This is a genomic window from Mycobacterium sp. ENV421, assembly GCF_002887815.1.
Classification (GTDB): Bacteria; Actinomycetota; Actinomycetes; order Mycobacteriales; family Mycobacteriaceae; genus Mycobacterium.
The window spans coordinates 190,070-202,815 of record NZ_PDHO01000002.1; the positions used below are offsets into that span (position 1 = coordinate 190,070).

General features: G+C 69.1%; 12 protein-coding genes. 3 read left to right on the forward strand and 9 right to left on the reverse strand.

The window, feature by feature from the left end:
- Positions 1 to 9: 9 nt before the first annotated feature.
- Positions 10 to 732: an SHOCT domain-containing protein gene (locus CRM90_RS03175; RefSeq protein WP_233209141.1), complete on the reverse strand. Its 723-nt coding sequence runs from the start codon at positions 730 to 732 to the stop codon at positions 10 to 12.
- Between the two features lie 101 nt (positions 733 to 833).
- On the opposite strand from CRM90_RS03175, the gene CRM90_RS03180 reads away from it, so the two are divergent.
- The gene (locus tag CRM90_RS03180) at positions 834 to 1,073 is read left to right on the forward strand and encodes a DUF1049 domain-containing protein (protein ID WP_102805551.1); all 240 of its coding nucleotides are present in this window, start codon (positions 834 to 836) and stop codon (positions 1,071 to 1,073) included.
- A 1-nt stretch (position 1,074) separates the two neighbouring features.
- Positions 1,075 to 2,178 carry a class I SAM-dependent methyltransferase gene (locus tag CRM90_RS03185; protein WP_102805552.1) on the forward strand — a complete coding sequence of 368 codons (1,104 nt, stop codon included), beginning with the start codon at positions 1,075 to 1,077 and terminating at the stop codon, positions 2,176 to 2,178.
- Here CRM90_RS03185 and CRM90_RS03190 read toward each other — a convergent pair.
- The 3 genes from CRM90_RS03190 to CRM90_RS03200 form a co-directional block, all read right to left on the reverse strand.
- Positions 2,175 to 3,899 carry an Hsp70 family protein gene (locus tag CRM90_RS03190; RefSeq protein WP_102805553.1) on the reverse strand — a complete coding sequence of 575 codons (1,725 nt, stop codon included), beginning with the start codon at positions 3,897 to 3,899 and terminating at the stop codon, positions 2,175 to 2,177. The genes CRM90_RS03185 and CRM90_RS03190 overlap by 4 nt on opposite strands.
- Positions 3,900 to 3,996: 97 nt before the next feature.
- On the reverse strand, positions 3,997 to 5,067 hold the full coding sequence (locus tag CRM90_RS03195) for an NAD(P)H-dependent amine dehydrogenase family protein (RefSeq protein ID WP_102805554.1): 1,071 nt from the start codon (positions 5,065 to 5,067) through the stop codon (positions 3,997 to 3,999).
- A gap of 44 nt (positions 5,068 to 5,111) precedes the next feature.
- Complete coding sequence (locus CRM90_RS03200; protein ID WP_036344552.1) at positions 5,112 to 5,606, reverse strand: MarR family winged helix-turn-helix transcriptional regulator; 495 nt, start codon at positions 5,604 to 5,606, stop codon at positions 5,112 to 5,114.
- Between the two features lie 93 nt (positions 5,607 to 5,699).
- On the opposite strand from CRM90_RS03200, the gene CRM90_RS03205 reads away from it, so the two are divergent.
- Positions 5,700 to 6,635 carry an NADP-dependent oxidoreductase gene (locus CRM90_RS03205; protein ID WP_102805555.1) on the forward strand — a complete coding sequence of 312 codons (936 nt, stop codon included), beginning with the start codon at positions 5,700 to 5,702 and terminating at the stop codon, positions 6,633 to 6,635.
- Here CRM90_RS03205 and CRM90_RS03210 read toward each other — a convergent pair.
- The 5 genes from CRM90_RS03210 to crtI form a co-directional block, all read right to left on the reverse strand.
- A complete protein-coding gene (locus CRM90_RS03210) occupies positions 6,632 to 7,627 on the reverse strand; it encodes a Rieske (2Fe-2S) protein (RefSeq protein ID WP_102805556.1) in 996 nt (331 codons plus the stop codon). The two genes, CRM90_RS03205 and CRM90_RS03210, sit on opposite strands and share 4 nt — an antisense overlap.
- Positions 7,624 to 9,159: an FAD-dependent oxidoreductase gene (locus CRM90_RS03215; RefSeq protein WP_102805557.1), complete on the reverse strand. Its 1,536-nt coding sequence runs from the start codon at positions 9,157 to 9,159 to the stop codon at positions 7,624 to 7,626. The genes CRM90_RS03210 and CRM90_RS03215 overlap by 4 nt, the downstream gene beginning before the upstream one ends.
- Positions 9,156 to 9,881, reverse strand: a complete 726-nt coding sequence (locus tag CRM90_RS03220; RefSeq protein ID WP_102805558.1) for a class I SAM-dependent methyltransferase — start codon at positions 9,879 to 9,881, stop codon at positions 9,156 to 9,158. Before CRM90_RS03220 ends, CRM90_RS03215 begins: the two co-directional genes overlap by 4 nt.
- A 129-nt stretch (positions 9,882 to 10,010) precedes the next feature.
- Positions 10,011 to 10,931: a phytoene/squalene synthase family protein gene (locus CRM90_RS03225; RefSeq protein WP_102805559.1), complete on the reverse strand. Its 921-nt coding sequence runs from the start codon at positions 10,929 to 10,931 to the stop codon at positions 10,011 to 10,013.
- Positions 10,932 to 10,933: 2 nt separating this feature from the next.
- Positions 10,934 to 12,457: a phytoene desaturase family protein gene (gene crtI, locus CRM90_RS03230; RefSeq protein ID WP_102805560.1), complete on the reverse strand. Its 1,524-nt coding sequence runs from the start codon at positions 12,455 to 12,457 to the stop codon at positions 10,934 to 10,936.
- Positions 12,458 to 12,746 lie beyond the last annotated feature (289 nt).

The window sequence follows — 12,746 nt, forward strand, 5'->3', positions numbered from 1 at the left end:
CGTCCGAGCCTACTCGCCGAGAATCCGGCGCTTCTCCGTGTCGAACTCGGCTTGGGTCAGCGCACCGGAATCCCGCAGTGCCGCGAGAGTTTTCAGCTGCTCGAGGCGCACGCCCTGGTCTGAGGGAGTGTAGTGACCGGTGGGGATGAAGGACTCCGGCGGGGCGTCGGCGACGAAGGCGAACGACGGGTCGGCAACTCGTCGTCTACGCAGGAACAACGAGACGATCAGGTCCACCAGGCCCAGCCCGAACACGCCGGCGAAGACCCACGCCAGGTAACCGGAGCCGCTTTCCTTGCCGAAGGCCAGCCGCGGGTTGATGTAGCCGTTCACCTGGCCCTCGGTGCGGATCTGGTAGGTGCCTGCGGCGGGAATCTCGGCTGTCCAGATGCGGATGTGGGTGTCACTGTTGACCGTCGTCAAGGTGCCGTGATCTTCGGTCAGCACCGGGTCGGGGACACCTGCCGGCGGCACGATGTTCAGTCGCAGGGTGGGCAGCGGGAATCCGCTCGACGGCGAACCGGTCACCGAGGTGTGAAAGCTGATCTGCGCCTGCCCGGCCGGCAGCTGCACCTGACCCGACCCCGGAATGGGCACCTCACCGTAGGCATCGAATTCGTCGAGCACGAAAGCATTGAGCATCATCGTGACGAAGAAGCCGATGGCGCCGACCACCATCATCAGAATCCCCGAGGTCATCAGGATGCGGGACACAGTCTTGGTGCCGGCCATGGCGGAAAGTGTGTCACGCCGCAAGCGCACCGGCCGGACTTCTCCGCCGAATCCGCGACCAGCGACTAACGTCAAGCTTCTGACACAACGGGGAGGTTGCGATGTCCAGGGAGGACGACGGTAAGCCCGCCGGCGGTGTGGTGCGGCGGTTCGCTCTGCGCTACTGGCTGGCCATCATCCTGGTGGTCCTGGCGGCAGTCTTCATCGCCCAGAATCGCGACCGCCAGCGGGTGCACGTCCTGTGGATCACTGTCGAATCGCCGATGTGGCTGTTGCTGACCGCGATGGCGGTCGTGGGTCTTGTGGTGGGGCTGCTGTTGCACCGCCGCCGCAGGAACTGACGTGCGCGAGTCGAGCATCGTGGTGCGCCCGCAGCCGATGGGCAGCCACACCTATACTGAGTCCTCGCGCCTGCAGGCCGCCGGATTACGCACCGCGACAGCACGATTCGAGGCGGCCGCGCGCATCGTCGCGATTCCCCGGGCGCCGCAGCCCATCGCGATCGTCGACTACGGCGCGGCAACGGGGTACAACTCGCTGCTCCCGATCGGCGCGGCGATCAGCGTCATCCGCAAGCGCACCCGCTCCGACCACGCCATCCTGGTGGCCCACACCGACGTGCCGGGAAACGACTTCACCACCTTGTTCAGCACGCTGGCCGACGATCAGGACAGCTATCTGAAGAAGGACTCAGCCACCTACGCCTCGGTGGTGGGCCGCTCGTTCTACAGCCAGATCCTGCCATCGGACAGCATCGCGCTGGGCTGGAGTTCGTGGGCCATTCACTGGCTGCGCCGGGTGCCCGTACCCATCGCCGATCACGTCGAGATCTCCTACAGCGCCGACGAGGAAGCCCGTCGCGCCTACGCCCGCCAAGCCGCCGAGGACTGGCGCGACTTCGTCGCCTTCCGCGGTCGGGAGCTGGCGCCCGGGGGGCGGCTGCTGGTGCTGACCGTCGGCCTCAAGCCGGATGGCACGTCAGGATTCGAAGCCGCCTTCGACGCCATCATGACGGCCCTGCACCAGTTCGTCCGCGACGGCCTGATCACCGCCGAGGAGATGCGTCGGATGTCCATCCCGTCGACGGGCCGCGACGAGAAGGACTTTCGGGCGCCGTTCCACCCGTCCGGGCGATTCGAAGGTCTCTCGATCGAGGACGTGGAGCTGTTCAACGGCGAAGACCGGTTCTGGTCGCAGTTCCAAAGCGAAAAGGACCCCGACGCCTTCGGCGCGAATTGGGCTGATTTCCTTCGCGGTTCGATGTTTCCGACGCTTGCCGCCGCGGTCGACGCCGAGGGGGCGAGCGGTGACCGGCGCAGTGCGCGGCGGCGCGAATTCGTCGACCAGTTGCATTCCGCCCTGGCTGCTCAGCTGGCGGCGGCACCGGCGCGGATGTCCATCCCGCTGGGGCTCGTCGTGCTGGAGAAGCGGCGTCGCTCAGCCTAGGCCGGCGGCTGCACGAAGATCTGCGGCAGACCGGGAATCGTCGGGATCGGCGGAATCGTCGGGATGAAGCGCGGCGGCTGTTGGGGCTGCTGCGTCGGTGGCGCAACAGTCTGTGTCTCGGTCTGCGTCACCGGCGGCGGCGTGGACACCTCGGTGGTGACGACGGTCGTCGTCTGCGTCTCGGTCACCGGCGGCGGTGGCGGCGCCTCGGTCGTGACCGGCGGCGGAGCTGGCGCCTGCTGCACCACGGTCACCGGTGCGGGTGCCTGCTGCACCGCCGTCTGTGGCGCCGGGGCCTGCTGGACTGCCTGGTTCTGCACCGGCGCCGACGTCGGGTCGCCGGTGGGCGCCGGAGCGGGCGCGGCCTGCGGAGTGGTGGTCACGCTCGGGGTGGGGGTCACCGGGTCGGGACTGCTGTCGGCGCTCAGCGCGACCGCCGTTCCCGCGCCGGCCATCAGGATCACCAGCAGCGCGGCGGCGACCACGGGCATCGGGCGCCGGTACCACGCGGGCGTGGCGGCCGCAGTCCCCTCAGGTTCGGGGTCCGGCTCGAAATCCAGTAGCGGACCGGCGACGGGTTGCGGCACCGGGTCGACCGCCGACTCGAGGTCCGGCCCGTCGGGCGCCTCCGACCAGGCCAGCGCGGCACCGGTGGCCGGGCCGGGCGCCGGTTCGAACGGGGCGGCCGGAACGACCGGGGCCGCCGGGGCCAGCGCGGTGGCGCTGTCGTCGGCAGGCCCCCGCGCGGCTCGCAGTGCGCCGCCGATGGCGCCGGTGAGGGCCGGGCGGGCAGTGGTGATCACCGGAACGCGCAGGTGCTCGGACAGGGTCGTGGTGATCACCGGAATGGCCGCGCCGCCGCCGGTCGAGGCCACCGCTGCCAAGTGGCTCGGCCGCACTCCGTTCCTGACCAGGGTGTCCTGCAGGACCGCGACGAAGTCGTTCAGCGCATTGCCCATCGCTCCGTCGAGCTCGGTGCGGGTGAGCCGGACGTCGCCCCGGAAGTTGGGCAGCTCGGCGGGTAAGGCGGTGACCGTGACGGTCGACAGCCGCTCCTTCGCCGCTCGGCACTGGGCCCGCAGCCTGGTCAGCGATCCGATCGCCGATGTGCCGGTGACGTCGAGCGTCCCACCTGCTGACAGTTCCGCGATCACGTGTGCCAGCAGGCCCTGGTCGATCAGGTCGCCGGAGAAGTCGAGGTGCCGCACGGTCGGTGCGATCGGCGCAGAGGTCGCGCCGTCGACGAGGGTGATCGACGTGCCGGTGCCACCGAAATCGCACAACGCGATCACACCGCGGGTCGGCAGCCCGGGATTGGCGGCCAGCGCGGTCAGCGCGGCAGTGGTGTCGGGGATGAGCAGGGGCTCTTCGGCCGCCCACTCGGGAACCTGCCGGATCGCGCGCCGCAACCCGTCGACGGCGGCTTGCCGCCAGTGCGCCGGGTGGGTGATCGCGGCGGCCGGCGGCAGCGGCCGGCCACTCGTGGCGGCGTAGGCCAGTGACCTCAGCGCATCGGCCAGCAAAAGCTCTGCGTGATGCACCGAGCCGTCAGGCGCCACGATCCCGACCGGGTCGCCGACCCGGTCGACGAAGTCGGTGATCACGACGCCGCTGGGCAGCGTCACAACGGCAGGGCCGGTGACGGCGTTATCCGGGGTGACAGCGGCCAGTGTGGTAGCACCGACCGACAGGCCGACCGCCGGCCGTGTTGGGTCTGTCATGTCGTCCAATCCGGGCACCAGCCTGCAACGTGAGCAGGCGGGCTCCTCCAGTCTTCGGATTCATCAAAGATGTCGATCCGAAGCCGCTGGACGTTACTCAGCGAATGGTGCCGCGGCCCGGAATCAGGGGCAGGTCCAGCGGGGTGACCCAGCCCGGGGGCAGGTCATTGACGGCCGGTACGGCGTTGAGCGCGCGCAGCCCGGTGGACAGGCAGCCCGCGGTCGCGGCGTCGCGCCCGGAACCGTCGGTGAACCTGAACGCAGTCTCCTGGAAGATGCTGGGAGTGCCCTGGATGTCGACGCGGTAGACGTCGTCCTGGGTGCCCGACGGCCAATCCGGGGCGGCATCCTGACCGATGCGGTTGACGTGCTCGAGTTGGATGCGGGTCTCGCCCTTGTAGACGCCGTTGATCGTGAAGCGGACCGCCGCGACGTGGCCGGCCGGGATGACGCCCTTGACGGTCTTGCGCTCGGTGGGGGTGACCCACTTGTCCCAGGTGGTGGTGATCTCGTCGAGCTCGATGCCGGCGGCGTAGGCGATCATCGGCACCGTCGCGCCCCAGGCGAACACCAGGATGTCGGAGTTCTGCAGCAGCGGCTTGAACTCCGGTTCGCGGCCGATGCCCATCTCGAACTCGTAGTCACCCTCGTAGTTGGTGTAGTCCAGCAACTCGGAGGCGCGGACCAACGTGATCTGGGAGGTCAGGCCCATCAGCGTCATCGGGAACAGATCGTTGGCGAAGCCGGGGTCGATGCCCGTGGTGAAGCATGACGACTGGCCCGCTTCGCACGCCCGGGTGATGGGGTCGATCCAGTTGGGCGGATTGAGGTGCATCTTCGGCCACACCCACGGCGTCATCGCGGTCGAGCAGACGTCGATGCCGGCCTGCAGGAAGCGGCCGATCAGGTCGATGTTGGCGTCGGCCTGCGCCGCGGTCGGGCCGTAATGCACCAGCGCGTCCGGCTTGAGTGCGATCAGCGCGTCGACATCGTCGGTGGCCGCGATGCCCACGGGGGGGATGCCGCAGATCTCCCCCACGTCGACACCCACCTTGGCCGGGTTGCTGACGCCGACACCGACGAGTTCGAAGTCGGGATGATCCAGCACTTCTGGAATGACCATCCGGCCGACGAAACCCGTACCCCAGATCACCACGCGCTTGGCCATGTACGGAGGCTAGCCCGGTTGTCGCCGGCGTCAGGGCCGTTGTCTCAGTGCGCGGACCCGCGGCTCTTGCGCGGCGCGGCGGACCGGGGCGGCTGCTCCCGCATGTGGTCGCGGACGCGCGTCATGAGGTTGCCCAGGGTGCGGACGTCCTGCGCCGACAGGGTGTCGAACAGCAGTCCGCGCACGACGTCGATGTGGCCGGGAAGGACCTTGTCGAGTCGGCGGCGGCCCGCCTTGGTGATGGTCACGACGGTCGCGCGCTGATCGACGGTGCTGGGCGCACGGGTGATCAGCCCGTCGGCCTCGAGTACTCCGGCCTGATGGGTCAGCCCGCTGCGGCTGTAGACCACGCCGTCGGCCAGTTCGGTCATCGTCAGCGGCCGGCCGGCATCGACGAGCTTGGCCAGGATCTCGAACTGGACGTAGCTCAATCCGCCCTCGGCCTGCAGCTGCTGCTGCACGGCGTACTGCAGCAGGCTCGCCGCTTCGGTGAGCGCGAAGTAGGTGCGCATCTGCGACGGGTGGAGCGCCTCGGCCATTGAACGATCCTACCCGGGAATGTTTCGAACTCGAAGCAAGTTATCGCGTGTGTAACTGCTTCGAGTTCGAAGCAACTAACCGAGGAGACCACCATGAAGGCAGCGTTTTACCACCGGTGCGGCGACAGCGACGTTCTGCAGTACGGGGACATCGAGCGGCCTGCACCCGGCCCCGGCGAGGTCCTGGTGAGGGTCGCCGGGACCTCGTTCAACCCGGTCGATGCCGGGATCCGCGGCGGCTACCTGTCGGACGTCTTTCCGATCACCTTCCCGCACGTGCCGGGTATCGACGTGGCGGGCAGGATCGCCGAACTCGGCTCCGGGGTCAGCGGGTGGCAGGTCGGCGACGCAGTCGTGGGCTTGCTGCCCATGATTGCCCGCGGCGCGGCCGCCGAGTACGTGGTCGCACCGGCCGAGGCACTGGCCGCCGCGCCGGAGTCGGTGCCGCTGGCCGATGCCGCCGCCCTGCCGACCGTCGCTCTCACCGCCTGGCAGGCCTTGTTCGAGGTGGCCGGCCTGACGGCCGGGCAGACGATCCTGATCAACGGCGCGGGCGGAGCGGTCGGCGGCTACGCGGTCCAGCTCGCCAAGCAGGCCGGTGCCGTGGTCACCGCGACCGCGAAAGTGGCTGCAGCCGAACGGCTCCGCGGCTATGGAGCCGACCACCTGATCGGCTACCTCGACTACACGGCCACCCCGGTCGCCGACGGAGCGCCGTTCGACGTGGTGCTCAATCTGATCGGCACGACGGTCGAGGAAACCGAGGCACTGGCGGGCCTGGTGGCCGACGGCGGGCATTACGTCGGCACCATGACCTCGGGGCCGGAGACTCCGCGGCGTGGGTTGCGCAGCCAACGGGTGTTCGTCCGCAGCGACGCAGCCCAACTCGCCGATCTGGTCGGCCGCGTCGATGCCGGACAACTGACGGTCGACGTCGCCGATCGCCGACCACTGGCCGAGATCGCCGCGGTGCACGCCGATGCCGACGCCGGCCGGCTGCCCGGCAAGACGATCCTGACGCCTGCCTAGCCGGAGGTGTTGTCGCGCAGGGCGTAGAGCCGCTCGGCATAGGCGAGGTCGTCACGCCACAGCCGGGTGGCCGCCAGGCGCATGAATGGGGTGATGAGCGGTGCCACGCGCAGCGAGTAATGGAAGCCGGTGCGATCAGATTGTGCGACAACGGCTTCGATCACCGCTGTGCGTGGGCGCCCGTCGCGCCCCGGCCCCATCGGTGTTGCGTGGGTTTCGACGACGCTGCCCGTACCCTCGCCGTCCACGATCCGCATGACGATGGTGCGCGGCTCCGGGGCGGTGAATTCCGCGATCACCGGGACACCGAGACGTCCCATCCGGAATGTCACGGCCACCAGGAATCGGTCGGCGTCCTCGTCGGCGTCGACCGCCGGGGCGCTCAGCACCTCCAATTGAGTGAACGAGTACGGATGGAACCAGGCGCCGTGCCAGGGGTCGAGCCGGTTGGCGATGATGTCCGACGGTTCGCACACGCCGTCCAGGCGGGTCACCGCGGCCAGCCGCGGCCCGCGGGGACGGACCGGGATCACCGGTGCGTCGAGCGGCGCTTCGCCGCCCACCCGGTCCAGCCGGACCCAGACCAGGACTCCGTCGTCGTAGGCGGGCAGCGGCTTCCAGCCGAATTCGCGGCCACCCTCGAGCCGCAGTCCGTGCCATGGGCAGATCAGGCCGCCACACTCCACTTTTCCGGTCGCAAGGTCGGCGCCCAGGTGGGGGCAGGCTGCGGGCCCGACGTGCAAGCGGCGCTGCTGATCCCGCCACGCCACGATGTCGAGTCCACCGACTCGGGTACCGAACGGCCGGTTGGCCCGAATGTCGGTGCTGGCGCCGAAGACATACCAGTTGCCGCTGGGCCGGCCCTCGGCACGGCGCAGCGCGGCGGCGATCAGCGCCGGCTGGGCGTCCTGATAGGTGGGTCGCTGACCCGCCCAGTTCGCTTTCGGGATCACTTGCAGCGGAATCGATTTCATCCGCGACCGGAAGCTCATGACGCACGCCTTTCCCGGCCGGCCAGCCGCCGAAGTAGCGGAGAGCGTCCGTGCACCGGCACGGTGTGCAGGGTGTGCCCGGAGATCCCCCAGCCGGCCAGCAGTTGGTTGGCGGCCGTCCATCCGGTGGTGGCGGCACGCTCCATGAGCGCGACCGGCAGATCGATGCGAATGCCGTCGCCGGCCAGCATCAGGCCGGGGACCGGGGTGTTGACCGTCGGCCGGTTCGCGAAGGAACCCGGGGAGAACAACGGGCAGTCGTCGCGGACCAGCAGTGTCTCCTTGACGATGCCGGCCGCCGCGGTCTCCGGGTAGAGCTGGTGCAGCCGGGCCAGCATGCGCTCACGGACGTCGTCGACGTCAGGCTCCTCACCCACCGAGTACGAATGCACTTCCACGACCGAACCATGATGTGCGCGAGCCCATTCGGCGGCCTGACTTTCGTAGCTGCTGACCACGCTGATGTTGTCGACAGGGTCGAGGCCGCCGGTACCCAGGAAGGCCGGCCGGTCGGAGTTCACCGGACGGTCCAGCCAGAGTCGCTGCACCATGAACGGAGGCGCGGTCTGCATCTGTGCCACGTTGTGACGCCAGCCCTCGTCGCCGAGGCCCGGCGAGGCGGCCACGATTCGTTGCAGGGCAGCGACATCGGTGGCCAGCACCACGCCGTCGGCGTCGGTCGTGGCTCCGGTGGAATCGCCCACCTGCAGCGCCTTGGCGCTGCCGCGGGTCACCGATTCCACCGCCACTCCCCGACGTACCCGAACACCGTGTTCGATCAGATACCGGCCCAACGGTTCCCACAGCGCGGTGTCGAAATTCGACGCGGCGACGTCGAAGACCAATCCCTCACTGGAGCCCAGGAAGTAGATGTGGAACATCGTCGCCAGTTCAGCCGCCGAGAGCCGCTCCGGCCTGGCGAAGAAGCTGCGGGCGAACACCTCGAAGGCGAGGTGGCGGGCGGCGACGGGAAAGTTGATGTCGGTCAGGAAGGTGCCCGCGTCGAGTCCGTCGAGCTGTTCATAGATGTCCGGTACCGACACCGCGGCCAGCGGGGCCGCGGCAACGGCGTTGAGCCGCATCAGGTCCCGCATCCGGAAAGTGGGGCTGCGCAGCGCGAAGGCCAGTGCGTTCCACGGCGGGGCCTTCGGCAGGCCGCGGAAGGTATCGCGCCGGCCTTCGCCGTCGACCAGCGGATAGTCTTCGACCGCTTGCAGCCGCTCGAGCTCGGGATCGGTTCGGCGCAACAACCATCGCAGGTTGTAGTACTGCCGGAAGAACGCGTGGAAGCCGCGATTGTTCGCCACCTGGGAGCCGTCGGGAAGTTGCTCGGTCCAGCCGCCGACCCGCCCGCCCAGATAGTGCTGAGACTCCAGAAGGTCAACGGAGACACCACGTTCGGCCAGGCCGGTGGCAGCCGACAGGCCGGCGATCCCGCCGCCGACCACGACGACGTGTGGAGTCGAGGGCAGCGCGTGGGCGTGCGGCACCCCGGTGATCGCGGGGTGGGCGACGCGGCGCGGGTCGATCATCGCGGTGCGTCCGCCAAGAAGGTGTGCACGATGTCACGCTGCCAGCCGGGCATCGTCTCGCTGTGCACGCCGGCGAAACCCGCTGCCGTCAGCCGTCGCTGGAAGGCAGCCGCCCCGTCGAACGTTTTCACGCTGCGCCACAGGTGCCGATACAGGGTGGCATTGCGGGTCTGCCGCCAGCCGGACGGGATGATGATGCCCCAGCACACCGCGTCCCAGATCGCGGACGCCGCCCGGGAATCACGCACCGAGTACTCGTGCACGGCCAGCGTTCCGCCGGGCCGCAGCATCTCGCGGAACGTCCGCAACTGCGCGTCCGGATCGGCAAGGTTGCGCAACAGGTATGCCGCGAGGATGCCGTCGAACGGACCGTCGACGCCGGCGTCGGCGATCTTCTCGATCGGGCTGTGCACAAAGCGGACCGAATCCGGCCAGGACTTCACACTGGCCTCCGCCAGCATGCCCGCCGACGCGTCGACGGCGACGATCTCGGCATGCGGGGCGGCCTCCAGAAGCGCGGCCGTGGAGGCACCCGTGCCGCAGCCCGCGTCCAGCAGACGCAATCCCCGCCCGCCGCCCGGAATCCGCATCCGTCGCGCGGAGATCCGCAGGTGGTCGTGGTAGCCCGGATTGGCGCCGACCAGTTTGTCGTAGGCGTGCGCGCCGATGTCGAAGGCGCCGGGCACCTCGGCGCGATCCAGGCCGCGGTTGGTTACGGTCATGATAGATCTCCTGGATCATCGCGAAGGGGCCGCTGCTCTACCCATAACAACAGCACAGCGGCGACCATCACCCAACCCAACACGACGTCTTTCATCGAGATGTCCCACGGGAGCAGGTCCTGCCATCCATCAGGCGGCGCCACGGGCGTGGTGGGCCCGGACCAATCCGGACGCGAACACCTGCAGTCGTCGTCCGATGGACACCGAGGCACGCCGGCTGAACACGGCGAAGTCGATGGCTTCGATGCGATCGAGAATCTCCGAGTACAGCGTGAACGCGGTCGTCACGCAGGGCCGCGACTGCGGGGCGAGCAGGGCGATCCCCTTGCGCGCCTGCCGGTACACACCGCGGGCGATGTCGTGCTGGGCGGCCAGCGCGCGACGCACCTTGGGATCGGTGCGGCGGTTCTGGTGGCACCAGGTCAGCACGTCGCGGTCCACGCCGAAGGCGGCGAGCTCGTCGGCGGGTAGATAGATGCGGTCGCGCGCGAGGTCCTCGTCGACGTCCCGCAGGAAGTTGGTCAGCTGGAAGGCATTGCCCAGCGCCTCGGCGTACGGCGCAGCCTCCTCGGCAGGCCCGACGGTGCCGAGGATCGGCAGCATCTGCAGGCCGATGACCGCGGCCGAGCCACGCATGTAGTGGTTCAGCGCGGGACGATCCGGATAGTCGGTGACGGTGAGATCCATCCGCATGGAGGTCAGGAAGTCGTCGAACAGATCACGCGGAATCTGGTAGGTCTGCGCGGTGTGCAGCACGGCGGCCAGCACCGGCTCCGTCTCGTCGCCGTTGAAGAACTTGTCCGACAGCTCGTCGAGGCGCCGCTCACGGTCGGCGGTGCTGGCGTCGATGTCCATGTCGTCGAGGATGTCGTCGGCATAGCGGGCGAACCCGTAGAGGGCGTGCACCGGCGGGCGCTGCGACGGGGCGAGCAGCCGGGTGGCCAGGAAGTAGGTCCGGCCGTGCTGGGCGTTGAGGCGCCGGCAGTAGCGGTAGGACTCGACCAGTCGCGAATCGTCGATGCCTGCGGCATGCAACTCGGTGTGGATCATCGCTACCTGCTTCCCGACCCGACGATAGTGCGTTTGGCGGACGGGTCGTCGACGGCCCCGGTGACGCGGTCGGCGGCCAGCCGCCCGGAGATCATCGCGGTCGGGATGCCGACACCGGGCACGGTCGACCCGCCGGCCAACACGGCGTTGTCGATGCCGCGGACCATGTTGGCCGGCCGGAACGGCCCGGTCTGGGCGAAGGTGTGTGCCAGCGCGAACGGCGAGCCGGCGGCCATGCCCTGCGCGGCCCAGTCGGCGGGGGTGACGACGTCCAGGATCTCGGCATCGTCGGCGAGCCCGGGCATGAGCCGTTCGGCGGCAGTGGCCACCACCTCGCGCGCGTAGCTGTCCCCGGTCGAGCTCCAATCGACCTTGCCCACTTCGAGATTCGGCGCGGGGGCCAGAACATAGAGCAGATCACGGCCGGGCGGCGCGAGACTCGGGTCGCCCGCGGTGGGCCTGGTCACCAGCAGCGACGGGTCGCTCATCAGCGAGCCATCCCGGATGATCTCGTCGAATGTGCGAGCCCATTGATGCCCGAAGCTGATGTTGTGGTGGAGCAGGCGCTCACCGACCGTGGGCACTCCGACGTGCACGACGACTGCGGAGGGCGCGGGCCGCACCTTGATCGGACGCCGCGGTGTGCGGCCGAGAAGCTGATAGGTCAGCGGCAGTTCGGTGGTGAGTACCACAGCGTCACAAGCGATCCGCTCACCGTCGCCGGTCCGCACCGCAGTCACTCGTGAGCCGCTGCGTTCGAGCGCGTCCACGGTCGACCCGTAACGGAACTGCACACCGGCCGCTTCGGCCGCGGCGGCCATCGCCTCGGGAACCGCGCGCATGCCGCCGCGCGGGAAGTACACGCCCGCAACGGTATCCATGTATGCGATCACCGCATAGGCGGCCAGCGCCTGCTGCGGCGGGACACCGGCGTAGAGCGCTTGGAAGGTGAACAGCCGCTGGACGCGCTCGTCGGTGATGAACCGGCCGACCATGCGTTCCCAGCCGCGGAATCCGCCGATCGCGGCCAGCCGGGCCAACTGCGGGGTCAGCAGCGACAGCGGGGAGGAGAAGTTGGACGCGATGAAGCCGTCGAACTCCAACCGGTAGAGCTCGGTGAGCCAGGTACGCAGGCGTTGATAGCCGGCGGCCTGATCCGGGCCGGCGAACTCCTCGATGGCGGCCGTCATCGCTGCGGCGTCGGGGTGTACATCCAGCGAGCGGCCATCGGCGAAGGTGGCCCGGTAGGCGGGGGCGACCTGCACGAGGTCCACATGGTCGGTCATCGACGCACCGACGGCGGCGAACGCGTCCTCGATGATGTCCGGCATCGTCAGCACGGTCGGCCCGGTATCGATGCGGTAGCCGGCGATGTCGGCCTGCCCCATCCGGCCGCCGGGGAACGGGTAACGCTCGACCACGGTGACGGAGCGTCCGCGACCGGCCAATTGCATCGCTGCCGACAGCCCTGACAGGCCCGCACCCACCACCACGACATGATCTGTGGCGCCCGGGACGGTACGCATCTCTCGCTCCTCTCCACGCCGAGGGCTGGGTTCGCCCCGGCCGAGCCCCTAGGCGATACCCCGCCGGATGCACGTGCAATCAACTGGCTGCGGTCTGGCCTCCATTCAATGCGAGTTGCGGTCGCCATGCTGCGGTCACGGGCGTTTGTCACGCACGCGTAATTTTCCTCCCGGGTCTCCGGCGGCAGGTCCCGACCGAGCAGACCGGCACGCACATCGGCGAGTTGGTCCAGGTGGCGGACGTAATGCGGCTTCGGTTTCCCCACCCCGGCCGATTATCGCAGCGACG